This window comes from Bradyrhizobium sp. LMG 9283, assembly GCF_045571415.1.
GTDB lineage: Bacteria > Pseudomonadota > Alphaproteobacteria > Rhizobiales > Xanthobacteraceae > Bradyrhizobium.
Genome location: NZ_CP120691.1, coordinates 6,794,807 through 6,820,073, shown reverse-complemented (window position 1 = coordinate 6,820,073; position 25,267 = coordinate 6,794,807). Strand labels below are relative to the sequence as shown.

Genomic DNA, 25,267 nt, shown 5'->3' with positions numbered 1-25,267 from the left:
GAATGGCGCCGGAGGGCTGGTGCGACTGTCTATGCCGCTGATGTTAGACTTCAATACAGGGCAAATGTGGTCACTCGTTAAGCGTTTCGATTCACATCGGGGATCCATTCGCATAGCTGCGCGCGCGGAACCTTGGATGCAGTAGGTGTGACGCGCTGATAGTGCGGTTACCGATGGCACGCGATCCCGGTCGACGTGAGATCAACGGCTTGAAACCGTTCAAGCGAATGCCAAACTCTAGATTGATCACGCCATCGCCACGCTGGAGCAGAACCATCGTCAGATGCGAGCGACCATACAAAAAGATTGCGACTCTTCAGCCAGGGCTAAGCTGAAAACCGGCCTCAATCTGATTGAGCAAGACCTCAAGCTCGCCAAATTGAAATCGTTAGAAAGCGACGGCAAGTGCTTGCAAACATCAAAATCGCCGGTGGGCTGATGGTCGATTTCGGATTGCTCCTTCTGATGACGGCTGCAATTGGCGCTTAGTCGATCCATGCTTCCCCGAGCGCGAGCGGATCGTTGGGTGGCCCGCCAAAAGAATCACGAGGTCGAAGACGAGCGCATCGAAAAACGTGTGTTTGAGTTCTCGGATACATGTGCAGATGACGCCGCGCGAAGAGAACGAAAAGCCGCCAGCGCTGCCTATCGTGGCCTGAAGGAGCACGGTGACTTGGGTCCCCTGATAGACGCGTACTTCACAGACAGCGAAACGAGGACAGGGAAGCGGCTCGACGCGCGCTCCTCAATGTGACCGACACCGTTATCGAACACACCGAAGACTCAGGATCGGAAGTGCTGTCGCTGGTGCGCGATTTGATTGACGCGCAAGAGTGAACAGACCGTTTTTCTGGAGCTTCGCCTCTCGCGCCCAAGCCCCTCTTTGTGCCGTTTCCGACGGGCGAATCGCTCGACTCCGGCTGGAAAAATCCGCCTGCATCTCTTGGTGTCCTCTCTCGATGGATGCCAGGAATTTAGCCGCATTCTCCGCGGCCACAGCCAAGGCGCGAGAGAGTTTGAGCGCCTGATCCGTCGTTACCCGGAAATGAACGCCGACAACGCTCGCAATGCCGACGGTGATCTCGTCATCGATCTGCCCAACTATGATCGCAGCCGACTCGTCGATTTCGATCTCCTCGACACGCGGACGTCGTCAGGTTCCTTCGTCATCGCTACATTCTCCATAAAGTCCCTGGCGACAGCATATCGGAGATCTTGGTCCCTCCACCATCAATTCCGGAGTCCTCGCTTGGCAAGAAAGGCGGGATCGACTTCGCGACCGGCAGGCGCCAGGATTTCGACGGGATTGCCGTCATCGTCGCGGCAACGTCGGATCGTGTAGGCGAACCTGCCGAGACTCGGAGTAGGAACGTTTACTGTCGCAACGCGCGGACGCGTCATCCTGGCTCCATGTGCGGGGCCGCCAATAAATTCAACGAGGGTTTTGGTCATGGGATGATCATCCCCGGTCTCTGCGTGGCGGAGATTACGGCCCGCGACAATCGAGAGCCATCTGCCAATCTTAGCTCTCGAGGAAATCGCTCTCCTCGACCCGTGCTCGCCGCTCAAGCTTACCGCCGGTCCGGACGCCCCGGCGCATGTTCCAGAAGGCCAGCGCGTCTGCGAGCGTCGGCGAATGAACGATAGGATTAAGGCAGTCGACCTCGATGCAGGCGATCCTTGCCGTCAGGCCTTGCTCGACCTCGGGCATCTCGCCGCAGAACGGGCAGGCCTTGGCGCGTTCATCGCCGCGCAGCGCGGCCCGTTCGTGGTTTATTTCTCTCTCTGGCTTATCGGTCATAGGCGGGACTCTGATACGTGGCGGGGCCGGAAGCGGAGTTTCTGTCCCGGCTTTACGGCGGGTCCGGAGTTTGGACGCCACACGCGCAATTTCCTCATCCGCTGAACGACAGCGAATTCGCTTCTCTCGAGTAGGATGGAAATGCGCTTCGGTATCTCGTTGTTTGACGTAAGTTCGAGCAGGCGCTTGTCCTCTTCCTTGCTCCATCGTCTAGACCGGTTCCTAAGCACCATATGATTGACTTTCATTCCTTCGCCTTGGCCGTTGGGTGGAACGCGATTGCCAGACTAGCAGTCTCCGGCGCGCCAGTCCGCGTTGTGAGGGCGGACCATCTCGCGATGAGGACATTTGATCAAGGCTCGCTCGAACCAAGCGCCAGTACCGAATGATGCGGTAAGCGTTTGCATGCGGGCGAAACATAGCTATTCACAAAATCCCAAGTCGCATTGCCAGCGGCGACTCCGAGGAAAATGCCTAACATGACAGTATTGCGAATACACTGACCATATCGGTCCTGGGCAAATACCAAGCGCACCTTAGCATTGCAATCACGGCGATAATCAGCGCAAAGCGATTGTCATCCGCTGTCTTTCTGCACGGTGGGTGGAAGGAGCACTGGTTGGCGGCCACAGGGCAAGCCTCATGTTCGGCGCAATTCGATGCAGCGCCGATACAGTTTGCTCCAAGAATATAATTGGGTTGGCGTATTCACGGCCGAATGAAGTGGAAGGGGCTGACTACCCAATCAACCTCCGACGCTGAGATCGTCAAAGCGAGTCGAAGATGACGAAGTTGCCTTTGTTTTTGCCGGTCAGCCGGGTTGCATCGCGCCCCGCAAGTTCCCGAATTCGAGGAATTGATCGCGGCCGTCAGCTTTTGGTCAGGGGACGGGGTTAGTCAGGCGCTGCCCGAAAGATGCCTGGGCAGTTTCCTTCACCGGTCATGCTCGATCAGGTGGTGGGGCAATGTCGTAGCGTTTGACGAACACGTATGGCACCTCGCGCGCGACGTTGATCGGCAACGCGTTAATAGACAAATCACATATCTAGGGTGTCCAATGCCGCATGACTATCGCAGCCTTAGTGTTATCGTTCGGTCCCCGTCGGGCGCGAAGGGCGATACCGGCGAGATAGCGGAAGGACAATACAAGGTCGAGGATGGATACGTACTGCTTAACAAGTTCAAAGATAATGGCGTTGCGTATCAGGCCGCCCTTGGCAACGACGATGATCCCACCGCTGTCGCGAAACGACTCTTGAAATCCTGGTGGCAGACGCAGGACGTTTGGGGCGGGAGCCTGGAGCCGCCTAAGCGGATTGCTTGAGCCAATATTGGCGCGTTCCGGACCGGGGACGCCGTGGCTGGACCGCAACCGCAGGCGCGAAATGAAGAGATCTCGTGCCAAGCGGTGTTCTTTTGCTTCTTCCCAGCGGACGATCTCATCGTAACCGTTGATGAGCGGGACTGGAAATATTGGGGAAGCCGCGCGACGCGCATCCCGCATTGACGCGACCGTCTCCGGTCTCACGACCGCCATCGAGGAGGTGATCGGCGCGGCCCGAGGAAACAAAGGGGATGAGACAATGGCTACCATCGGCACCTTCACCGAAAGCGCTCGGCCATCCCGAAACGGCCCTCGAGCAGCGCGCCGAACGCTCGAAATGGCCCAGCATGCCGTCACGGCAGACGATGCCGACGTCTATCTGTCATTCGCCGCTGAACTCGCAGATTCGGTCAGGCCCATCGTGCTGTCTTATTTCCGCACTCCGCTGGACGTCGCCGCCAAATCCGATGCCAGCCCGGTGACGATTGCCGATCGAGCCGTCGAGCTGCGTCTCAGGGAAAGGATCGAGGCGCGCTTTCCGGAGCATGGCATCATCGGCGAGGAGATCGGAAACAAGCCAGGTGGCGCTTTCACCTGGATCGTCGACCCGATCGACGGCACCAAGAGCTTCATCAGCGGCTTTCCCTTGTTCGGCACGCTGATCGCGTTGGCCTATCAGCAGCAACCATTCTGCGGCCTAATCGACGTCCCCTTTCGGGCGAGCGGTGGATGGCGAAGCCCGGCGTAGCGCGGTTCGGCGATGGATCGGCACGGACCAGCGCATGCGAGAGCGTCGCCGACGCGCGCTTCTACACCACATCGCCTGACATGTTCCGCAAAGGCGAGATGGAGCCATTCGAGCGGCTGTCGCGAGCTGCGCGGATGCGCCGTTTCGGCGGCGATTGCTACATCTATGGCCTGCTTGCGTCGGGACACTGCGACATCGTTCTCGAAACGGGGCTTCAGCCATATGACTACATGGCGCTGGTGCCGATCGTGCAGGGCGCCGGCGGCTGCATCACCGATTGGGAGGGATGCCCGCTCTCGATTCACTCGGAAGGGCGCATCTTGGCAACCGCAACGCCGCGGCTTCATGCCGAAGCGCTCGCCCGGATCCGGGGATAACCACCGATCATGCCCTACAGGACAACCATCGGAGGGACGGTCCTCGGCTTTGCAGACCTTACCCGTGCGCTGAGGGCGATCAGTGTACGTTCGGTCCCGGCCGCTGCGATCCAAGGCTGGTAATCCAATGAAACTACTCCGATGAATCCCGAGTCGGCTGTGCGCCAGTCAGATTTACGTCAGGTGCAAGACATATCTTCGGCACTAAAGCGCACAATCGTACAAAACTGACTCGCACGTCAGGTTAGTGGCGAGTGACGTCCCGTCGACGCGGCCAAGGGGCTCCGCTCTGAAGCAAAAGTCGTTGAGGCCAGCGCCGCGGGCCTCTATGCCACCGTCGTAATCGGCGCATTCTAGCTCGCATGGGAGATTGATTTTGACGAGAGCCGACTGGAGAGCGAAGGAAGCCCGCGGATCAGAGATGGACTGGTCCAGCCCTGAAGCAGATCTTGGCGGCGGAAACGATCGCTCGAAGTTCAGTTCTGTCTTGCAGGGCTTGCGCTCTGAAAATCAGGACCTGGCTGCGGGCTCGGCCCGAAGGCCGACTTCGGCCAGCGATGCCCGACGACGCACGTCAACCGATCCGTCCGTGAATGCGCATGTCGACGAGTCAGCTTTGCGGTATTTGGCGCATCGCGGCGCGCCAAATTGGGAAGAAAGTTCGTCGCGTTCCGGTGCCGAGAGCCGCTGTGCCGATCAGTCCAGGAGTTCACGAGGTGCCTCTTCCTCGCACGGGCAATCTGTATCGGACCTGGAGGCAGGGCCAAAGCGGCGGCGCCTGGATTTTGTCGCCCCGCGGGGCACGCAAGCTGCGATTTCAGAACAGCAATGTAACGCCGCTCTGGACGCCATTTATTTCGCTCGCGACATTGTCGAATTCTCACGTGCAGTGGTGGAAAACGACAAGCGGCTGCAGCGGGCGGACAAGAAGATCCATGCGGCCTTTATGCAAAAGGCTGCCGCCCAACTCAGAAGCCAATTTGTCACCCACTTCGAGGACGATATCCGCCGCAGGGAATCCTGGGGCTACGCCACGGCATGCAACGCTGTGAGTCGCGAGGCCGGCGGTCAGGAAGGCCTTGAAGCTTGCAAGGCGGTGGCATCTCGGGTGTCGCAGCTTTCCAATACGTTACTGCGCGAAGTTAAGCCCGCTGCTCTTGCGCTGTTCGCGACATCATTCGGTCGGCAACAACAGTCGAAGACATGCCGCAATGGAGTCATCAGAATTGCCGAGTGTTGCCGTGATGAACCCAAGGTACTTGGCGCGGCGAATAGCCAAAATCTCTCGCTGCTGGTGAACGGTTTCAGCAAGTGGACTCAGGAGGCGGGAACTCGTGAGGGCACGGAAGCTATTGCTCGCGTGGTCCGTCGTGCCGGCCGCAACAGCGAGCTCTCTGATTTTGATCAGAAACATTTGGCGATGCTTGTGAACGGGTTCAGCAAATGGCCGGACGCGCCAGACTGTCGCGACGGCACGTTTGCGATCGCGTCTGAGGTTCTTCGCCGCCGTGAGTTCGGGCTGTCCGATTTTGAGCCGCAGACACTGGCGAATCTGGTGAGCGGCTTCAGCAAGTGGCCGGACGAGGCGGACTCGCGCGAGGCCACGTTGGCGATCGCGAGTGAGGTCCTCCGCCGCGACCGCCATGCTCGGCTCTCGGAATTCAATCACCAGAATCTAGCTAACCTGGTGAACGGCTTCAGCAAATGGCCGGACGCGCGGGACTGTCGTGACGCTACGCTTGCGATCGCGGGTGAGGTCCTTCGCCGCGACGAGCTCTTCCATTTTAAACCGCAGGAACTGGCAAATCTGGTGAACGGTTTCATCAAGTGGTCGGACGCGCGGGACTCGCGCGATGCGACGTTTGCGATCGCGGGCGAGGTCCTGCGCCGCGGTGCCCGGCATTTTGAGAGCCAGCACTTGACGATGCTTGTGAACGGCTTCAGCAAATGGCCGGACGCGCGGGGCTGTCGTGACGCTACGCTTGCGATCGCGGGTGAGGTCCTTCGCCGCGACCGTTATGCCTGGCTCTCTGAACTCACTCACCAGCAAGTGGCCAACTTGGTGAACGGCTTTAGCAAGTGGCCGGACGAGGCGGACACGCGCGACGCCACGTTTGCGATCGCGGGTGAGGTCCTTCGCCGCGACCGCCATGTCCGGCTCTCTGAATTCACCTACCAGGAACTGGCTAACCTGGTGAACGGGCTCAGCAAGTGGGCGGATGCGCCGGACTGTCGCGGCGCCACGGTTGCGATCGCGGGTGAGGTCCTTCGCCGCAGCGCCCGGCTCTCTCATTTTATTCCGCAGGAGCTGGGGAACCTGGTGAATGGCTTCGGCAAGTGGCCGGACTCGCCGGACTGTCGTGACGCGACGTTTGCGATCGCGGGTGAGCTCCTTCGCCGTGCCGAACTCTCCCATTTTTCCCACCAGCACCTCGCTAATCTGGTGAACGGTTTCAGCAAGTGGCCGGACGCGCGGGACTGTCGCGAGGCCACGTTTGCGATCGCGCATGAGGTCCTTCGCCGCAGCGCCCGGCTCTCTCATTTTACTCCGCAGGAGCTGGCGAACCTGGTGAACGGCTTCAGCAAGTGGCCTGACGCGCCGGACTGTGGCGACGCTACGGTTGCGATCGCGGGTGAGGTCGTTCGCCGCGGCGCGCGCGGTGAGTTCGCACTCTCTGGTTTCAATCGTAGGGACTTTGCGCACCTGGTGAACGCCTTCAGCAAATGGCCGAATGCGCCGGCCTGCCGCGGCGCCACGATTGCGATCGCGGGTGAGGTCCTTCGTCGCGGTGCCCGGCATTTTAGCCACCAGCACTTGGCGAATCTGGTGAACGGCTTCAGCAAATGGCCGGACGCGCCGGACTGTCCCGAGGCCACGTTTGCGATCGCGCGTGAAGTAGTTCGCGCCGAACTCTCCGATTTTGCCCCGCAGGCACTGGCAAACCTAGTGAACGGGTTCAGCAAGTGGCCGGACGCGCCGGACTGTCGCGGCGCGACGTGTGCGATCGCGCATGAGGTCCTTCGCCGCGCCGAACTCTCTGATTTTACCCCGCAGGGATTGGCAAACCTGGTGAACGGCTTCAGCAAGTGGCCGGAGGCGCCGGACTGTCGCAAGGCTGCGTTTGCCATTGCGGGTGAGGTCCTTCGCCGCGATGTCCGGCTGTCTGATTTTACTGCGCAGGGGTTGGCGAACCTCGTACACGGCTTCAGCAAATGGCCGGAGAGTGAGGATTGTCTCAAAGCCACGATGGCAATCGCCGGGGAAACCCGTCAGCATCAGCTCTCTAATTTCCCTCCGCAGGCAGTGGTGAACCTTCTGAACGGCTTCAGCAAGTGGCCTGAGGAGGCGATATGCTGTCAGTCCACCATGGACATCGCGCGCGAATTGGGGGCTGGAGCACAGCGATTTAGTGTGTTCACCACGCCTGAGCTGGCTATGCTCGCCAACGCTCTGTCCCGAACGATCATGAGGGCGGAGGAGAGTGGGGAGATTACGGATGCCGCTCTGCCGAAGGATCGGTTGCACAAGCTCGCCCACTACCTGCACTATGATAATGATCGCCTGTTGAAGGCTGAGGTTCTGAGCATCACGAACATTTTCAAGGCGCTGGGTAAGGCTGGACTATTCGATGATCTCGGTTTGCTCGCGCCGACAGGATTGAGTCGGCTCTCTGAATTGCGTTCAGCTCCTGGTTTTTCCGCCGAGAACAACCTCGAAACCATGGGTAATCTGAGTGCTGCTCTGCTGCCGCTCGCGCGCAGCCTAGAGAAGCCACTGCGCTGGCACCGCAGGCAGGCCCTCAACGTGCTCAACGATCTTCAGCCCTTGCTCGAGCAAAAGATCAAGGCGCATCTGAACGCGGGCGATGCGGAGCGGAGCCGTGGGCCCCTTGCGAGCCGGCGCCCCGCTTTATCGATCTATCAGACGCTCAAGGCCCGTGCGGCTCTGGAGAGATTGTTCAGGTCACCCTATGTCGAGGGCAACGGGGCAAATTTACGGGCCAGGCAGAAAGAGCTGCAGCGCGGCACGAGAGAGATCCTGGCTGGCGCTCGCGACCTGATTCAAGGCGATCTCTCCAGCATGAGCTGGAATCTGATTGCGCAGATCGAGGCGGACAGTCCAGTGGATGCGCTGGACTTGTTCATGGAGCAGGATGCGGCGGCGATCCACGCGCAACATCCTCCGTCGGTGTTCGACGTGCATCAGGTATTGCGAGCCATGGACCACGCCCCGAGGTCTCCGCAGGGTGAGGCGGGACGGATGCAGTTGCCGGTCGTGGACCTGCATGGGCGGCCGTTGGCCACGGAGCCGGAGACGCGGTACTCGATTTTCCATCGCCTGACTTCGGGGGTCCTGCCGGTCGTCGCGGTAGAACTGCCGGCACCCCCGAGCGCCTTCATGCTAGCGCGTACGGTAAATGTAAACGGTATCCCATACCGGATGGACCTGTTCGGCGGCAGCAGGTTAAAGCCGCCACGATTGACTGTGTCTCAAGTTGCGACCCGCGCTCGAGACGAGCAAGCAAAGCTTTCGGGGGGAAAGCTGCTGGCGATTCCCTATGCCGAAACCGCGCCGGGTACAGCATTCGAGCAGCTGTCGCGCGCGTGGGCCCCTTTCAAAGAGGCCTATTATTATACTCAGCGCAGAGGCTTTGCGGCGCCTCCGGCGATCAAAGGTTTGTCACCCCACGACTCCGCTCTGGAAGGCGCCTTCAAACTGGTGCTGCTGCCGGACCGCCCTGCCAACGAGGAGCATCCCTTCCAGCTCAGGGGGCCGGACGGACCCATTGCATTGCGACCGCACGACGGCTGCGGCTTCATCCGGGCCTCGCTGGCCAAGCTTATGCCAGCTGTTCGCCGCGCCGGCGAGCAGGAAGGTCCTGACCGCGTGCATGCCTTTGCCGAGGGAACGAGAGCATCCTTGCCAGCGTTGGCCTTGCAACATTATCCGCGCAGCGAGCAAGTAGCGGATGAGGCCCGGCAGAAGGCGATGAGTTGGCTTGAGAGTCGGGTAAAGCAAGAGCTGACGTCGGAGGAGCTGTTTCGCGTCGTAACAGCCGCGAACATCAATGGTCCGGGCGCCGTCGCCATCCCATCCGCTGATGGCTATCTGCATGTGCCGAGGCTCAAGAGCGAAACATTGACCGGTGGTGGCGTGCTGATCGGGCGATCGCCCTACGACAAGCCCAACCTCCGCCCGTTCGCCCCCGATCGGGTCAGGTCAGCCGCGGATGGGGACCCGACTGCGGCGTTTCTCGATCAGTGCGTGACCATACAGTACAGCTTCAACGTCGCCCAGAAGTCGGGGGAGGAGCTGGCAGTCGATGATCCGACTTTCTTTGCTAAGGGGCTTCTGATCGTGGTGCCTGATGAAATGTGGCCGGCCGACTTCGCCGACCGTGGCTTGGTGATGTCCGCCGAGGACGTCAAGTGCCATTCGAGCTGGATCAAGGGCAAGGACCGCGTAACGGCGGACAGCGCGCTCGATTGTATCGGGATCCTGCAGGCCACTGAGATCTTCGCTCCGGGGTCCCTGGTGGCCATCCCGCCTGATGAACAGAAAAAACTCGACGGCGACTTCGATGGCGATACGGCCATTATCATTGCCGACCGGCCGCAGCTTTACGAGCATGTCAGGCAATTCGACCAAGAGGAGCAAGCTCGCGGCCTCCGCTCGCTCAAGCCGCCAAAATCCCATACCCCGGCGATTGAGGACGGTCGCTATAATTTCGGTCGTGCCAGCCAGATTCTCGCCGCCACGCGGAACGTTCTGGAAACCTATACCGGCCTGCAGCGAGGTTTTCTGGCTCAATCACATGAAGCCCGGCAGTGGTTTGCCGAACGTGCCATATTCGGCACGTACGAAGGCATTGACCGAGAGCTCAAGCGAGACATCCGCGGCCTGCTGGAGCAGGAACAGGTTAGTGCTCACGACGTCCGGGACAAGCTCGAGAAGGCGCGGCACGATATCGAGCTGGCACACCATCCCGTCGCGCGCGAGACGGCCGAGTTGCTTCTCACCGAACTCGAGGCGTGGGCGGCTGGTCTCGACGAGCAAGTTCCGCCCGAACTCCTGCCCGAAACAGCCGCCACTGCGAGTGAGAGACAGCTCGCAATGAGCCAAGAGCTTTGCGAGCTGTTTCCGCCGCTAGCCGAGACCTATCCGGCAACGGCTCACCCACGGGACCGCGTCCAGCTTCTGGTCGATCGTTACCCTACACGCATCGACCCCCGACCGGATGGTTACATGCCGCACGACCTCGTGCAAAGTGCAAAAAACCTGCCGAGCATCGGCATCAAGGTCGGAACTGACGCCTACAAATCCGACACTGGCGCTTACGCCTTTATGATCAAGAGCAGGCAGCTTCAGCGCCTGCTGCAACAGACACCCGGGTTGAAATCGGCTCCATACACCAAGAGCTTGGCGGCTACCCTCAACCAAGGTCGTTTCGATGTCGATGCGGCCTTGGAGGATCTCAAGGACAATCCGACGCTGGCGGCTTCGGTCATGCAAGCCTCGATCAAGCTTGCTGCCGAGCGGGGGATTCTGCGCGAACCCTCGGCTCCAACGCTTGCTGCCGAAGATGTCGCCACCACAATCACGTTGACTCGCGAGGAGGCGGCACAGCGCGCCCAAATGGAGGCTTCCCGCGCTCAAGCCGAAGAGAAGGACATCACCCGGACGGCAATGTCGGTTGCCGAAGCCCTTAAGGGGGCCGGCATCGAGGTGAAGATGCCCCATTTGGCTAAGCGTCTTAGATCGCCAAGCTCAATGACAGACGAGCTCACCGGAATCCAGGCCAGCTCTGAGACCGGCGTCCAGCTTTTCAACAACGCTGTACGCCACGTCTTCGAATTCTCTGACAGGGATTTTACACGTGCCTTCAAGAAAGCCATTCTAGCGTTCGAGGAGAGCGGGTATAGCGAGGTCAGCACGACTAACTGGTTCAGGACGCGATCGCGGACCTTCGCTGGCATCAAGACAGTGCTCGCCACGCCTGGCGGTTACCATTTTGAGCTCGAGTTTCACACGGCAGACAGCTACAAGGCCAAGCTCGACAATCATGAGACGTACAAGGAGCTGCAGAAGCTCAGACGGCTACAGCGAGGGAGCGAAGAGCCCCCGGATGAGTCTATAGCCGAGCAGCTCCTCGAGCGCGTGCGACGGGCGTGCAACAAGGTTGTCATCCCCGAGGGTGCCACAGAGATCCCCCATTGGGAAGCCGAAGCCGGCAACAGCGTTGGCGCTAGCCCTGCTCGTGTGTCGAACGTGGCCCGGCCGACACGCGCAGCGCGGTCGGCACGCGCAACAGAGATTGTTGGCGCCCTCGACAACCGCCCGATCGTGCTCGTTGGCATGATGGGGGCCGGGAAATCCGGTGTGGGACGTGCACTCGCAAAGGAGCTGGGGCTGACGTTCGTCGACTCCGATAAAGAGATCGAGGCGAAGGCTGGCAAGTCCATAACCAAGATTTTCGCGGAGGACGGCGAGGCGCATTTCAGGGATCTCGAGGCGAATGAGATCAGCCGGCTGCTCGATCGGGGGCCGCTGGTGCTCGCAACCGGTGGTGGAGCCTTCATGTCCGAAGAAGTCCGGCGTCGTGTCGGCGAGAAGGCAGTCTCGATCTGGCTTAATACCAACGAGGACGTGATCAGGCGCAACCTGCGATACGACACCAACCGTCCGAAAATACAAACCGCAGACCGGGACGAGGTGATCACAAACCTGATGGAGCAGCGCAATCCTGTGTATAAGATCGCCAATCTCACGATTGCCCCACAGGACCGGCGGGAACTCAAGAGCGCGGATGCTTGTCTTAGCGAGCTGCACGCCTATCTCTGCGCCGGTGGCGGGCTAGACGCTGGGCAATCTGGCTCGGTTAAGGAGGAGCCCGCTGCCTCAAGCGCCCTGAGGGCGCGAGCTTCGGTTGCGCAGGAGCAGATGCCATGACCCACGTCACTATCGACTGCTACGGCTCCCCGATCAGACATCCATCGCAGTGCTGGATCTGTGCTAGATTTTCCGTCGACACCGCACGACTTGTGATGTCAAACATTTCAAATCGGGATTTGTACCCGGGAGCCCTGGCCGATGCCGGCTTCGTGGACGGCGCCATGGATTCGCCAGGTGACGATATCGCGGCCGATTACGCTCTGCTGCACGAGCAGTTGCAGAGGCATGATCAGTTTCTTGCGGCGCAGACGCGGCTGGTTGGGCCCACGCAAAGTCATCTGCTGGCAGCGCAAATGACCTTCAGGAAACCTCAATGGGGATTGTCCACGACCAGTATGGCAACGGCACAGCCAGCTTTTGTTTCTGTCATTGAATGACGACGGTATAGGTGACAATGCCATTGGTCGCCACTCCTGCTGGATCGCCACGCGCCGGAACGGGTGGTTGCTTATCACTACGATTCCGCCGGATCGCGCAACAGCACCGCTGCGGAACAGCTCGCAGAGACTGCGCGCCGGCTGCAGCCAGCTCGCATGACCCAGCAGCAGAGCGGCTCCGATTGCGGCGTGTTTGTGGTGGATGCTACGCGGACCCTGGTTGGACGATTCGCACAATGAGAGTGGCCCGGGCCCGTGCCGCTGCATCTCGACCACCTCGTCGCCGATCGGCCGGCACCGCAGCACCGATTGATGGTTGGGTCGAACGGCTCTGGGATGTCCCGGCTTTGTTGAATGTCTGAACAAGTCCGGGTTGGCGACGTTGACGCGGTAGACTGGGAGAGCCGAGCCCACAAAGGAAAGGCCGAGCGTTTTACATTTTGGCGCAAGCATAACCAGTGTTGCCGACATAACTACTGCATCCGCGGGTGGACGGCGGCGATCACGATCAGGTTGACATTACGCGCTCTCATCTGTTTGTTGCTCCGTAGGCGGGGCTGGGCAGTTGTGACCAGCTGCCGATGTGATGCCAACTATCTTAGCTTTCGGGCGATGCGCATGGAGAGGCTGATCTCGGACAAGACCTGCTGGATCGGATTACGGCAAAGGCATCCACTTTCTTCGTGCGGAGGACAGCAACCCTAAGCCCATCATCGGTGTCGGGTGTCGAAGGGGGCGGTTGTAGATCAACATCTCCGACGGCGCGTTCACCGACTGGGATGATCCAGATTATCGAACATGTCGAAACCATTACGCCAGGCTCGCAAACATCCCCAACTTCCTCCTGTCACACGCCGACAACGACCGTGCTGCCGGCCTGATCAAGTTAATTGAGCATTCCCGGTTCAATAGTGCGAGGCTTGGGTGAACGGCCCCGGGAGTATGTCGATGAGGTCATCGACGATTGTCAGGGCGCGTATGCGCGCCAATCGCCTCATCAAGCGGATGCGCGAAATGCATCCTGCGATAGAGAAGATACCGCAATGGCGTGGTATCGCCTTGTCGCTCCCTCTCTCGAGGTGTGCCCGAGTAGCGCCCTATCCTCGCTCTCGCCAGCGCTCTGCGGCCCTTGAACGCGATACGCCATGTTTGCTCGTGCGGCATGTGGCCCTGATTGAGCAAATCGCGCAACGCGCAAATGGCGGCGATTGTTGCGCGTCGCTCCGCATTTCCAAGGTCGTCAGCGGTAGCGCCGTCGCGAAGGAGGTCCGCGAGGAGCTTGTGAGCAGTGGCGCGTTCCGCTCCGCGTGGCTCAGTCAGCACCACGAGGGCATAGCTGGCTTCGACATAATCGGTCATTTCAAAACGAGCCGACCGTAACTGATAACATCCAACGCTTGGCGCAGTCGGACAGCGCGGGCCGCCCGTATTCACTAGCTGCGACACAGGGGTCAGCAGTTGTGCAGGAGCGAATGGCTTCTGAACGAGGATGGGGTTTGGCACGCCTTGTGAGGACCATTCCTCGCCGTGGTAGTGTGCGGGAGGTTCTGCAAAAGCTGAGAGGCTGAAGCGGTCATGGTAAGTCCGGTGATTGCGAAGATCACCGCTCGTAGAGGAGCTTGGACCCGCCATGACCGTGACAAAGATGAGGACGGATGTCGCTGCAGTCAAAGAGTTGTTGAGGTCGGACAAGGAGTTCCTGAAGCCGCTGATCCAGGGTGCGGTGCAGGACATTCTCGAAGCCGAGATGACGGAGACGCTGGGTGCGGAGAAAGGGGAGCGCAGCGAAGGACGGCTTGGCTATCCTCCGGCGACTATCCCCGCTCGCTGATCACCCGGGTCGGCAAGATCGAGCTGAAGGTGCCGCAGGACCGGCAGGGGCGGTTCTCGACTGAGCTGTTCGAGCGCTACCAGCGCTCGGAGAAGGCGCTGGTTGCGGCCTTGGCCGAGATGTACGTGCAAGGCGTCTCGACGCGGAAGGTCAAGCAGGTCACCGAGGAACTGGTTGGCCATGCCTTCTCGGCCTCTGCGATCAGCGCGATCAACAAGCGGCTGGATGCGTCGCTGAAGGCGTTCTGCGAACGCAAGCTCAAGGAGCCGTTCCCTTATCTGATCCTGGACGCCCGCTACGAGCGCGTCAGGGACGATGGCATCATCGCGAGCCAGGCGGTGCTGATCGCGATCGGTGTCGACTGGGAGGGCCGGCGTCAGGTGCTCGCGGTCGAGCTCGCCAACCGAGAGAGCCGATCGAGTTGGAAAGAGTTTTTGGAAGGCCTGAAGGCCCGCGGCCTGCATGGCGTCGAGTTCGTCGTCTCCGACGATCATCCCGGGCTGAAGAAGGCGATCGCCGAAGTCCTGGCCGGGGTGTTCTGGCAGCGCTGTTACGCGCACTTCCTGCGCAACGCGCTCGACTATGTGCCGCGCAGGGTCGACGACGATTGCCTGCTCGAGCTGCGCTGGATGTACGACCGGCGCGATCTTGGCGAGGTGCGGCGCGATCTGGCGGCCTGGCTCGGCAAATGGGGCGGCAAGTACCCCAAGCTCACCGGCTGGGTCGAGGAGAACATCGAGGAGACGCTCACCTACTTCCGTCTGCCGCTGGGGCACCGCAAGCACATGAAATCGACGGATGAGATGGACAAGCGATTTTTTATGACCGCGCCGCGATGACGATTGCGGAAATCGCGTCCATTCTTTTGTTCGGCCGCGCCGCGGGCCATTCTTCCGTCCCGGCCACCGATCTCGCAGCCGCCGCGCCCAGGGTCGGTCAAGGCTGGCCGCGTTTGCGGCCACCGCACGGCTTGGCCTTGACCGGCCCGAGCACGGCGGCATGCTGGCGTGGAACGGGACTGCATTCCTGGCTGGCACTTGCCGTCAGCGGCGGTTATGGTTGTCGGGCGCGGGCGACCTCGTGGCGAAGCGTGACGCGTCGGCTGCAAGCGTCACCGGACTGCCTATTTTGTCCTGCCGAGCTGAGGCGCCCGCGCGCCGGGTTTTGGCCGCCGCGGTTTCCATTGCGACACCAATCGTTCGTAGCTTCGCTCCGCCTGGGCGGCAATCAACATCTCACGGTCGCGCAGCGCCTTGATGTTGTAGGCATAGGCTGGTCCACGCCGGCTGCCCTTCTGGTGCGGATGTCCAGCTTGAAGTTGCATTGCGCGGGTCTTGTTGGCGACCAGCGCCGGGCGCGCCCACAGGTAATCCTCGCCCTTCGTCAGCAAATGCCAGCAGAGCACCGTGAGCTTGCGAGCCACGGCCAGCGCGGCGACCTGATGGCCACGCCGGGCGCGGATCCGCACGAAAAAAGCATGCAGTGGACCGGGCGCCTTGGCCGCGGCCCAGGCCGCCTCGACCAGCATGGCGCGCGCGTGACTGCGGCCGGTCTTGCTGATGCGACCGTGATGGGCGGCTCCCAGTCCCGACTGCCGCACCCGCGGGTTCAGCCCGAAATAGCTCACCAGCTTCTGCGGGCTGTCGAACCGGCTGATGTCGCCGATCGCCGCCACTATGCCGGCGGCAACCGCCAGATTGACGCCGGTGATCGTCATCAATCTGTTGACCGCGAGATCGTCGATGGCCTCCCGATCTCGCGGTCGAGCAGAGCCAGGTCTTCCGCCAGCCGGTCAAGCTCACGGACGTGCCGATCGATGGCCGCGCGCTCATCGTCCGGCAGCTGTTGGGCGGCCAACCACGCCCGGCCGCGGGCGTTGAAAAGATCGGCATGCGGGCACTTCGGGATTAGGTGCGCGTGCAGGATCGAATGCACCTCGTTCTTGAGCCGCGTGCGATGCCGCACGACCTGGTAGCGCCCCGCCACCAGCCGACGCTTGCGTTCGGTCTCCGCGTCAGGCGTCCAGATCTGCGGCAGGTACCCGGCCGCCTGCAGACTGGCGAGCGTGCCGGCATCGATCTTGTCGGTCTTAACGTGAGCCTGGGCGATCGCCTTCACCTGCAGCGGATTGGCGATAATCACCCGTGCCACGAACGGCGCCAGAACCCGCGACACCGCCATGCTGTTGGCAGTCGCTTCGATCACCACCTCATCACTGGCTAGCAGGGTCTTGCCAAATCCCTCCAACGCCGTCCGCGTCATATCGATGCGGCCCGCATGTCGGAGCCTGCCGTCCTCCCAAAACACCACCTCGCCGAAAGTTCGGTGGACGTCGATGCCAATCACCCGTCGCATTCGCACCTCCTGCCAGACATATGACGGGAGCGGCGGGCGACACGACAACTACGGATTCGCGCTCCCAGCGCAACCGGGCGAGTCGCAGAGGCGGCCAGCTACTAACTCGAGCTCTCGGCTCATCGAATAACATCGGCCTGCCCGCACTTCGTGCTCCCGGTGCCTCTGTCCTGATGGTCGCACCATACGCCACGATGTAGCACACCGCAGCGGGAACCTTGGCACCGAGACATCTCATACCGGTTACCAACATGCTGGAGCGCCTCAACGAGGAGATCCGGCGGCGCACCTATGTGGTGCGAATCTTCCCCAACGCCGAGAGCTGTTTAAGGCTGGTGCGGGCGCTGACCGTCGAGCGCCACGAGGCCTGGCTCGAGGATCATCGCTACCTCAACATGGATCTGTTGAAGCAGCACAAGAAGGAGGCGTTACTTCAGGCGGCCTGACGATGCTCAGGCCCACCAAGGGGATGCACGCCACCCCTCTCCGCCGCCGTCGCTCGCCAGCGCTGCGCTTGGGGCAAGCGAGCGACGGCGGCTCCGAGGGGATGGCTCGGCCGGACCCCATGATCAATTTTGCTGAACTTGACGCACAGAACTCTCGCCGTCAGAGCCTGTCATGTAGATCACCGGCAATAGCTGATCGATTTGTCTCGCTCGCCGGGCGACCTCCCAACCGTTGATATGGCCCTTGAGACGAATGTCTGCGACGAGCGCGGAGTACACTACGCCGCTGTTCAGAGATGTGAGCGCTTCCTCACCGGACGCGGCCGTCAGAAGGTCGAACCCGCCTTTTCGGGGCCTCGCGAAGGATTTCCTGGAGCGGTTCGTCGTCTTCCACTACCAGAACGAACGGTAAATCCGACACGAGCCGCGCTTCAAAATCGGGGAATACCCCATGTTCCCGCGCCTTAACGCAATGGCTGAGGAATTGTTCAAAATGCCATAGCTGTCCCGCTGAGCCCTACCGAGGGTGGCCACCACACGCTCGCGATCAAGCTCGATAACTGATTCGACAACACGACAACGGACTTCCCCTCTTGCTTGAGGCCGCCGGCCGTTGTCCTCCGGAAGATGTCGGCGGTGCGCCAGGCTATACCGAATACCTCGACGTCATCCGCAACCCCAACCGCGCCACGCGCTCAAAATAGACGTCAAGCGCCAATCAAATGGGCCTCAGGGCTACGCTCACCCTTGACCGGCGCGCCCGCCGCGTAGACCGACAGGAACGAGAGATCACCGGTATAGCGGATTTCGGGCGCATCGGCGTTGAGCGCTTCCAGGATCGGCGCCGCCGCGGGGAATTCCGACCACTCGATCTTGTAGGGCAGGTCTTTCGCGTAGCCGGAGATTTCGAGCAGCGACCGGTTGCCGCTCTTCTGGTCGCCGATGCGCAGCACGACGGTATCAGCCGCGAACGATGCGGCATCCGTCGAGAAGATAACAGCGGCCGCAAGCAGCGGGTCAGCGATACGGCGGGTGATGGAACGATGATGCGAGTGGATGCGCATGTTGCCTCGCTTGTTGCTTTGCTCACGACGCGCGAGCGAACAATACAGCGAGACGATGAAGTCTATGAGCGCGCGATACGCAGTCAATGAAATGGCCAACCGTATTGCGTGCGCGACCGGCAAGGACGTTTCAATGAAACGAGGCTTTCGAGAATGCACGGCTTGCGCAGCAGAAGATGCACACGGATGGAGCAAACGACGGAGTCGCGGCGCGCTCTGCATGACGACGCAGCAGCGAAAATCCTTTCTTCGTTCCCGCACTCGCCGATGGAGAGAATGACTTCGCCTCGTGTCACATTCGAAATTCCATTTCATTGACGATGTGGCGGACGCGCCGCATGATTTGCCCATCGCATCAACGCGGCGCGAGAAGCGCCGACGGGAAAACTTTCTCTCAACGCAGCTCCGCACGGAACATGCGCAACGTCAGCCGTTGCGCAAATGGCGGAGCCATGCCAGCGCAGGAGCCAGGGGCCGATGAACAACGACAACAAGCGCAGCGGATCGAAAATCGACCGGCGCCGTTTGCTTCAGGCGGGGCTTGCCGCCGCCTTCGCCGCGCCGCTCGGCGCCTTTGGTGCAGCACAGGCCTTTGCACCGCAGGCGATCGCGCCCGGTGTCGATTTCTCGGAGTTTCCGCTATGCCGCACGGCCTCCGATGCGCCTGCGCTCACCGGCGCGCCGCGCAAGCTGAAACTGTCGTGGAATGCCGGCGCGGTCTGCCTCGCGCCGGTGCCGGTCGCGATCGAGCACGGCTTCTTCCGGAAGCACAATCTCGACGTCGAGCTCGTCAACTATTCCGGTTCGACCGACCAGTTGCTCGAGGCGATCGCGACGGGCAAGAGCGACGCGGGCCTCGGCATGGCGCTGCGCTGGCTGAAGCCACTGGAGCAGGGCTTTGACGTCAAGATCGCCGCCGGGACCCATGGCGGCTGCATGCGCGTGCTGTCGCGCACCGACTCCAGCGTCAGCAAGCTTGCCGATCTCAAGGGCAAGATCGTCGCAGTCGGCGATCTCGCCGGTCCCGACAAGAACTTCTTCTCGATCCAGCTCGCCAAGCTCGGCATCGATCCGGTCAAGGACGTCGACTGGCGCGCCTATCCCGGCAATCTGCTCAACGTTGCCGTGGAGAAAGGTGAGGTGCAGGCGTTCCTGTCCTCCGATCCGCTCGCCTATCTCTGGCTCAAGGACACCCAGTACAAGGAAGTCGCGTCCAATCTCGATGGCGAATACCGCGAGAAGAGCTGCTGCATTCTAGGCCTGCGCGGCAGCCTGGTGCGCGAGGAGCCGCAGGTCGCGCGTGCGATCACGCAGGCGTTGCTCGATGCCGCGATGTTCAGCTCGCAGAATGCGGCACTCGCCGCAAGATCGTTCCAGCCTTACGCGCCGAAGGCGGCGACGCTCGCCGACATCGAGGGCATGGTGCGCTACCACACCCACCATCATCATCCCGTCGGCGAGATCTTGAAGCGCGAGCTCAAGGCCTATGCCGACGATCTCAAGAGCGTGCAGGTGTTCAAGCAGAGCACCGACACGGCGAAATTTGCGGAGCGCATCTATGTCGACGTATTCGCTGTCTGACGGCCTCGCCTCCGGCGCGCCGCGTCTCTCCCGCGCGCCGCTGCTCGCGACCTGGATCCGGGAATCCGGCGTCGGCGTTCTCGCCAGCATCGCCTGGATCGCATTCGGCCTGTCCTGCCTGTGGTGGGACGATGTCGGCGACTGGTCGCGCACGCACTCGCTCGGCATCGCCGCCCTCGTCATCGCGGCCGTGGCGCTGTTCGGAACCGTCGGCGCTGATTATCTCGGCTCGGCCGGAAAGGCGTTGCACAAGCGGGCGCCATGGCTCGTCGCGCTCGGTGCTTTCCTGATGCTGTGGGAAGTCGCGACCGCAAAGTTCGCCTGGCTGCCGCTGCCGTTCTTTCCTCCGCCGCAGGCGATCATCGAGGTCTACACGGACGATCTGCCAAAGCTTCTCGATAGCGTCTTTGCATCGATCAAGCTGCAGCTTGGCGGTTATCTGATCGGCGCCACGGTCGGCTTTTTGACCGGCGTCTCGATTGGCTGGTCGCGCGCGGTCGGCTATTGGGTGCATCCGGTGCTGCGCTTCATCGGCCCGCTGCCGGCGACCGCCTGGCTGCCGATCGCCTTCTTCACCTTCCCGTCGAGCTGGAGCGCCTCGACCTTCCTGATCGCGCTGGCGACGGGCTTTCCCGTCACCGTGCTGAGCTGGTCGGGCGTTGCGAGCGTCAGCAACGCCTATTACGACGTCGCGCGCACGCTCGGTGCCAAGCCTTCTTTCCTGGTGTTGAAGGTCGCAATCCCCGCGGCATTGCCGCACGTCTTCGTCGGCCTGTTCATGGGGCTCGGCTCGTCCTTCGCCGTGCTCGTCGTCGCCGAGATGATCGGGGTCAAGGCCGGGCTCGGCTGGTACCTGCAATGGGCGCAGGGCTGGGCGGCCTACGCCAATATGTATGCGGCTCTGATCGTGATGTCGCTGCTCTGCTCCGGCGCGATCACGCTCCTGTTTTCGATCCGCGATCGCCTCTTGGTCTGGCAGAAGGGGACCGTCAAATGGTAGCCGCAGCTCTCGCCGAAGCGATCACGCATCCGGCCGCCGGTGCCGCGCTCGACATTGAGCAAGTCAGCCACGCCTTCGACATCGACGGCGCCGAACTGCCTGTTCTCAGCGACGTCAGCATCTCTGTCGAGCCCGGCGAATTCGTCGCGCTGCTCGGTCCGTCCGGCTGCGGCAAGTCGACCTTGCTGCGGCTCGTTGCCGGCCTCGACAAGCCCAAGGCAGGAACGCTGCGGGAGGACGAGGAGCGCATCCGAAGGCCGCATCCTTCGCGCGTGGTCGTGTTCCAGGATCCGACCCTGTTTCCCTGGCGGTCGGTCTGGGACAACGTCGCCCTGGGCCTGGAGGCCCAGGGCATTCTTAGGAGCCAGCGGCAGCGGGTCGATGACGCGCTCGATCTCGTTGGCCTTGCCTCCTTCCGCAATGCCTATCCGCATCAGCTCTCCGGCGGCATGGCGCAGCGCGTCGCGCTGGCGCGGGCGCTGGTCAACGATCCCAAGATCCTGATCCTGGACGAGCCGCTGGGAAAACTGGACTCGCTGACTCGCATCACCATGCAGGCCGAGCTCGTCTCGTTGTGGCAACGCAAGGGGTTTACCACGCTGCTGGTGACACATGATGCGGAGGAAGCCCTGGTGCTCGCCAACCGCGTCATCGTGTTCAGCGAGCGTCCCGCGCGGGTGAAGGCCGACATTCGTGTCGATCGTCCGTATCCGCGCCATCGCGGCGATCCGTATCTGGCTGACCTGCGTCGTCAGATCCTCGGCCTGTTGGGGCTGGACGCCACATGGTAACGTCTGTGGCCAAGAGCCGTACGACCCATAGCGAACCCGGCTACATCGCCCTTGCCGAGACGCTTGCGGCAGACTTTGCTGCGCGCGCGGCCGAGCACGACCGCACCGGCAGCTTTCCGTTCGAGAATTTCCGCGAGCTGTTCGAGGCGGGCCTGCTGTCGCTGACGGTGCCGGCGGCCCACGGCGGCGGCGGAGCGGGCGCGCGATACGCCGCGCGCGTCCTCGGCATCATCGGCAAGGCCGATCCGTCGACCGCGCTGGTGCTATCGATGCACTACATCAATCATCTCGTCATGGCGCGCAGTCAGACCTGGCCGGCGCGGCTGTCGCGCAAGCTCGCGCGCGAAAGCGTCGAAGGCCTTGCGCTCGTCAACGCGCTGCGCGTCGAGTCCGAGCTCGGCTCACCGGCGCGCGGCGGCCTGCCGGCGACGATCGCGCGGCGCACCGAAACCGGCTGGCGGCTCTCCGGCCACAAAATCTATTCGACGGGCTCGCCGATCCTGAAATGGTACCTGGTCTGGGCGCGAACCGACGAGGCCGAGCCGCGCGTCGGCCAGTTCCTGGTGCCGGCAGGCCTGCCGGGCACCCGCATCGTCGAGACCTGGGACCATCACGGCCTGCGCGCCAGCGGCAGCCACGACGTCATCTTCGACGACGTCGTGATCCCACTCGATGCCGAAGTCGACCTGCGCAAGCCGGCGGACTGGCGTGCGCCCGAGGTCACGCAGGCGACCATCCACACGGTGTTCGTCGCCGCGATCTATGACGGCGTTGCCCGCGCGGCGCGCGACTGGCTGGTCACGTTCCTGAAGCAGCGCGTGCCCGCAAGCCTCGGTGCGCCGCTCGCGACTTTGGCTCGCGCGCAGGAGATCCTCGGCGCCATCGAGGCGCGGCTCGCGGTCAATGCGCGGTTGATTGAGACGTTCGCCCGCGACTTCGATGATGGGGTCCAGCTGTCGGCCGGCGAATCCAACGTGATCAAACTGACCGTGACCAACAATGCCGCCGCCGTGGTCGAGGACGCGCTGTCACTGACCGGCAATCACGGCCTGTCACGTACCAATCCGCTGGAGCGGCACTATCGCGACGTCCTGTGCGGGCGCGTGCACACGCCGCAGGACGATTCTACGCGCCTCGCGCTTGGCCGCGCCGCACTCGGCCTCTAGAGATCAACAGGGAGACGATCATGTCGATCGAGTTCATCGGCTTCATCAGCAACAACAATTCGTCCGAGAGCATCGTCCGCGAGGGGCCGGTGCTCAATCCCACCCACATCGAGACGGTGGCGAAAGCGCATGAGAATGCCGGCTTCGATCGTGCGCTTCTGGCGTTCCATTCGACGTCGCCTGATGCGCTCCAGGTCGCGCAGCACGTGCTCAACCACACTGAGAGGCTCAACGTGCTGATCGCGCAGCGGCCCGGCTTCACCGCGCCGACATTGCTGGCGCGGCAGTTCGCAGTGCTCGACCAGTTGTCCCGCGGCCGCGTCGCGCTTCATGTCATCACCGGCGGCAATGCCACCGAGCTCCGGCAGGACGGCAACACGCTCGATGACAAGGACGAGCGCTATGCCCGCACCTCCGAGTTTCTCGATGTGCTCAAGCTGGAATGGACCAGCGACAAGCCGTTCTCCTACAAGGGCAAATACTACCAGGTCGAGAACGCCTTCTCGCAGGTGAAGCCGTATCGTCCCGAAGGCATTCGCGTCTATTTCGGCGGCGCCTCCGACGCGGCGATCGACGTCGCCGGCAAGCACGCCGACACCTTTGCACTGTGGGGCGAGTCCTATGCGCAGGTGCGCGATGTTACCTCGCGCGTCCACAATGCAGCGGTGAGGCAGGACCGGCCGACGCCGCGCTTCAGCCTGTCGGTGCGGCCGATCATTGCCCCGACCGAAAAGCAGGCTTGGGAAAAGGCGGAGGAAATTCTGGCGCGCGCCACCGCGCTTCAGGACAAGACCGGCTATCGCAAGCCGGCCGACGGCCATGCCACCGCTGGCGCGCGGCGTCTGCTCGCGCTCGCCGACCAGGGCAGCCGGATCGACAAGCGGCTCTGGACCGAGATCGCAAAGCTCACCGGCGCCAACAGCAACACGACGGCGCTGGTCGGAACGCCCGAGCAGGTGGCGGAGGTCTTCGGCGATTACTACGACCTCGGCATCAGCCATTTCCTGATCCGTGGCTTCGATCCGCTGATTGACACCATCGAGTACGGCCGCGAGCTGATCCCGCTGACACGCAAGCTGATCGCCGAACGTCGGGCCGTTCGTGGCGAGGCCGCGGAATGATCCGCCTCATGTTGGCCGGCGCGCTGCTGTTCGGCTCGTTCGAGCTGGCGACGGCGCAAACCACCTTGCGTGTCGGCGACCAGAAGGGCAATGCGCAGGCCGTGATGGAAGCGGCTGGCGTGCTCAAGGATGTCCCGTACAAGATCGAGTGGAAGGAGTTTCCCGCGGCCGCGCCGCTGCTGGAAGCGCTCAGCGCCGGTGCGATCGAGACCGGTCTGGTCGGGGATGCGCCCTTCACCTTCGCCGCAGCCTCCGGCGCGCCGGTGAAGGCGATTGCCGCCATCCGCCAGACGCGCGAGGGGCTTGCGATCCTGGTGCCGGAGGCTTCGCCGATCAAGAGCTTTGCCGATCTTCGGGCTAAGAAGATCGCAACCGGCCGCGGCTCGATCGGCCATCAATTGATCCTTGCCGCGCTCGAGAAGTACGGCTGGAGTGCGAGCGACGTGCAGATCGCGTTCCTTGCGCCTTCAGATGCCAAGATCGCCTACACGCAAGGCTCGGTCGATGCGTGGTCGACCTGGGAGCCTTATGTGAGCCAGGAGGAGGTGTTGTTCAAGTCGCGCCGTATCATCACCGCGGAAGGCCTGACACCGGGGCTGAGCTTCCAGGTGGCGCGGCCCGATGCGATCCGCAACAAGCGCGCGGAGCTGACCGACTTCATCCGGCGCCTCGCCGCGGCGCGCGTGTGGTCGCTGAACAACATCGACAGCTATGCCGCGACCTGGGGCAGGTTGATGAACATCCCGACCGACGTGCCGCAGAACTGGCTGTCGCGGGCAAAGATCCGGATCGCGCCGATCGACGACGGCGTGGTGGCGGATGAGCAGAGCACGATCGACCTCTATTTCCGCTGGGGTCTGATCAAGCAGAAGCTTGATGCAGCCGAGATCGTCGATCGATCGTTTGCGGACGCGATCCTGAAAGCGGGGCTGTGATGCTTCTGCAGAAGATGAGAGAGGACGTAGCACTATTGGCCGCTCGCCTAGATATGAAGCTGCCGCGATTATAGCGCCCGAAGGGGCTGCTGTTCCGAAGCGCGGCCGACCCAGTATTTTGCGATCGGCCAACTAATCGCCGCCAGCGATCCTCGCGATTCTTCCAGTGAGGACAAATGCGAGACACTGGGCTCACCTGTGGCACTGGCGCTCATTACCCGGCACCAGCAGACATCGACGACTCACCTGCTGCATGCATTGGCTGTTGGGCAAACCCTGACTTTTTCTCAATCATTGCTCCGCGAGTAAAGAGTTCAGGACAGCACGTAGCCCCCTCAATGCGCGTACGGAAAAATTAAACCTCGCTTCCTTCGCCGACTGAAACAGAAATCATGC

Annotated in this window: 13 protein-coding genes and 5 pseudogenes; 12 read left to right on the top strand and 6 right to left on the bottom strand. The window is 62.0% G+C overall.

Annotated features, from left to right (window positions below; genetic code table 11):
• Positions 1-1,230: 1,230 nt before the first annotated feature.
• The 3 genes from P6U29_RS32035 to P6U29_RS32025 form a co-directional block, all read right to left on the bottom strand.
• Positions 1,231-1,452, bottom strand: a complete 222-nt coding sequence (locus P6U29_RS32035) for a hypothetical protein (RefSeq protein ID WP_407114313.1) — start codon at positions 1,450-1,452, stop codon at positions 1,231-1,233.
• A 70-nt stretch (positions 1,453-1,522) separates the two neighbouring features.
• Positions 1,523-1,801: a hypothetical protein gene (locus P6U29_RS32030; RefSeq protein WP_407114312.1), complete on the bottom strand. Its 279-nt coding sequence runs from the start codon at positions 1,799-1,801 to the stop codon at positions 1,523-1,525.
• A gap of 1,045 nt (positions 1,802-2,846) precedes the next feature.
• A complete protein-coding gene (locus P6U29_RS32025; protein ID WP_407114311.1) occupies positions 2,847-3,395 on the bottom strand; it encodes a hypothetical protein in 549 nt (182 codons plus the stop codon).
• A gap of 67 nt (positions 3,396-3,462) precedes the next feature.
• On the opposite strand from P6U29_RS32025, the pseudogene hisN reads away from it, so the two are divergent.
• From hisN to P6U29_RS32010, 3 genes and pseudogenes are all read left to right on the top strand, one after another.
• Positions 3,463-4,250, top strand: a pseudogene (hisN, locus tag P6U29_RS32020) (histidinol-phosphatase).
• Positions 4,251-4,671: 421 nt separating this feature from the next.
• Positions 4,672-12,201: a shikimate kinase gene (locus tag P6U29_RS32015; protein WP_407114310.1), complete on the top strand. Its 7,530-nt coding sequence runs from the start codon at positions 4,672-4,674 to the stop codon at positions 12,199-12,201.
• On the top strand, positions 12,198-12,581 hold the full coding sequence (locus P6U29_RS32010; protein ID WP_407114309.1) for a hypothetical protein: 384 nt from the start codon (positions 12,198-12,200) through the stop codon (positions 12,579-12,581). The genes P6U29_RS32015 and P6U29_RS32010 overlap by 4 nt, the downstream gene beginning before the upstream one ends.
• A 954-nt stretch (positions 12,582-13,535) precedes the next feature.
• On the opposite strand, the gene P6U29_RS32005 is transcribed toward P6U29_RS32010, so the two are convergent.
• Positions 13,536-13,940 carry a hypothetical protein gene (locus P6U29_RS32005; RefSeq protein ID WP_407114308.1) on the bottom strand — a complete coding sequence of 135 codons (405 nt, stop codon included), beginning with the start codon at positions 13,938-13,940 and terminating at the stop codon, positions 13,536-13,538.
• 271 nt (positions 13,941-14,211) lie between these two features.
• Here P6U29_RS32005 and P6U29_RS32000 point away from each other — a divergent pair.
• Positions 14,212-15,224 (top strand): annotated as a pseudogene (locus P6U29_RS32000) (IS256 family transposase); the annotation flags it as partial.
• A 311-nt stretch (positions 15,225-15,535) separates the two neighbouring features.
• On the opposite strand, the pseudogene P6U29_RS31995 reads toward P6U29_RS32000, so the two are convergent.
• A pseudogene (locus P6U29_RS31995) lies at positions 15,536-16,749 on the bottom strand (IS110 family transposase).
• A gap of 263 nt (positions 16,750-17,012) precedes the next feature.
• On the opposite strand from P6U29_RS31995, the pseudogene P6U29_RS31990 reads away from it, so the two are divergent.
• Both P6U29_RS31990 and P6U29_RS31985 read left to right on the top strand, forming a co-directional pair.
• Positions 17,013-17,213, top strand: a pseudogene (locus P6U29_RS31990) (transposase); the annotation flags it as partial.
• Positions 17,214-17,806: 593 nt separating this feature from the next.
• Positions 17,807-17,917: an IS1096 element passenger TnpR family protein gene (locus P6U29_RS31985; protein WP_407114307.1), complete on the top strand. Its 111-nt coding sequence runs from the start codon at positions 17,807-17,809 to the stop codon at positions 17,915-17,917.
• 42 nt (positions 17,918-17,959) lie between these two features.
• On the opposite strand, the pseudogene P6U29_RS31980 reads toward P6U29_RS31985, so the two are convergent.
• Positions 17,960-18,277, bottom strand: a pseudogene (locus P6U29_RS31980) (aliphatic sulfonates ABC transporter substrate-binding protein); the annotation flags it as partial.
• A gap of 477 nt (positions 18,278-18,754) precedes the next feature.
• On the opposite strand from P6U29_RS31980, the gene P6U29_RS31975 reads away from it, so the two are divergent.
• Genes P6U29_RS31975 through P6U29_RS31950 form a run of 6 tightly spaced genes read left to right on the top strand, consistent with a single transcriptional unit; the run spans position 18,755 to position 24,871 of the window.
• Positions 18,755-19,858 (top strand): ABC transporter substrate-binding protein, encoded by a 1,104-nt coding sequence (locus tag P6U29_RS31975; protein ID WP_407114306.1) that lies wholly within the window; start codon positions 18,755-18,757, stop codon positions 19,856-19,858.
• Positions 19,836-20,858, top strand: coding sequence for an ABC transporter permease (locus P6U29_RS31970; RefSeq protein ID WP_407114305.1), 1,023 nt, complete (start codon positions 19,836-19,838; stop codon positions 20,856-20,858). The genes P6U29_RS31975 and P6U29_RS31970 overlap by 23 nt, the downstream gene beginning before the upstream one ends.
• Complete coding sequence (locus P6U29_RS31965) at positions 20,852-21,649, top strand: ABC transporter ATP-binding protein (RefSeq protein WP_407114304.1); 798 nt, start codon at positions 20,852-20,854, stop codon at positions 21,647-21,649. The genes P6U29_RS31970 and P6U29_RS31965 overlap by 7 nt, the downstream gene beginning before the upstream one ends.
• A complete protein-coding gene (locus P6U29_RS31960; RefSeq protein WP_407114303.1) occupies positions 21,643-22,815 on the top strand; it encodes an acyl-CoA dehydrogenase family protein in 1,173 nt (390 codons plus the stop codon). The genes P6U29_RS31965 and P6U29_RS31960 overlap by 7 nt, the downstream gene beginning before the upstream one ends.
• Before the next feature lie 20 nt (positions 22,816-22,835).
• The gene (locus P6U29_RS31955) at positions 22,836-23,936 is read left to right on the top strand and encodes an LLM class flavin-dependent oxidoreductase (protein ID WP_407114302.1); all 1,101 of its coding nucleotides are present in this window, start codon (positions 22,836-22,838) and stop codon (positions 23,934-23,936) included.
• Entirely contained in the window at positions 23,933-24,871 is a 939-nt protein-coding gene (locus P6U29_RS31950) for an ABC transporter substrate-binding protein (protein ID WP_407114301.1), read from the top strand. The genes P6U29_RS31955 and P6U29_RS31950 overlap by 4 nt, the downstream gene beginning before the upstream one ends.
• Positions 24,872-25,267: the final 396 nt, after the last annotated feature.

Excerpts from the sequence above, each read along its gene's own strand:
- P6U29_RS32035 (WP_407114313.1), bottom strand. The coding sequence starts at position 1,452 with ATGACCAAAACCCTCGTTGAATTTATTGGCGGCCCCGCACATGGAGCC.
- P6U29_RS32030 (WP_407114312.1), bottom strand. The coding sequence starts at position 1,801 with ATGACCGATAAGCCAGAGAGAGAAATAAACCACGAACGGGCCGCGCTG.
- P6U29_RS32025 (WP_407114311.1), bottom strand. The coding sequence starts at position 3,395 with ATGGTAGCCATTGTCTCATCCCCTTTGTTTCCTCGGGCCGCGCCGATC.
- P6U29_RS32015 (WP_407114310.1), top strand. The coding sequence starts at position 4,672 with ATGGACTGGTCCAGCCCTGAAGCAGATCTTGGCGGCGGAAACGATCGC.
- P6U29_RS32010 (WP_407114309.1), top strand. The coding sequence starts at position 12,198 with ATGACCCACGTCACTATCGACTGCTACGGCTCCCCGATCAGACATCCA.
- P6U29_RS32005 (WP_407114308.1), bottom strand. The coding sequence starts at position 13,940 with ATGACCGATTATGTCGAAGCCAGCTATGCCCTCGTGGTGCTGACTGAG.
- P6U29_RS31975 (WP_407114306.1), top strand. The coding sequence starts at position 18,755 with ATGAACAACGACAACAAGCGCAGCGGATCGAAAATCGACCGGCGCCGT.
- P6U29_RS31970 (WP_407114305.1), top strand. The coding sequence starts at position 19,836 with ATGTCGACGTATTCGCTGTCTGACGGCCTCGCCTCCGGCGCGCCGCGT.
- P6U29_RS31965 (WP_407114304.1), top strand. The coding sequence starts at position 20,852 with ATGGTAGCCGCAGCTCTCGCCGAAGCGATCACGCATCCGGCCGCCGGT.
- P6U29_RS31960 (WP_407114303.1), top strand. The coding sequence starts at position 21,643 with ATGGTAACGTCTGTGGCCAAGAGCCGTACGACCCATAGCGAACCCGGC.
- P6U29_RS31955 (WP_407114302.1), top strand. The coding sequence starts at position 22,836 with ATGTCGATCGAGTTCATCGGCTTCATCAGCAACAACAATTCGTCCGAG.
- P6U29_RS31950 (WP_407114301.1), top strand. The coding sequence starts at position 23,933 with ATGATCCGCCTCATGTTGGCCGGCGCGCTGCTGTTCGGCTCGTTCGAG.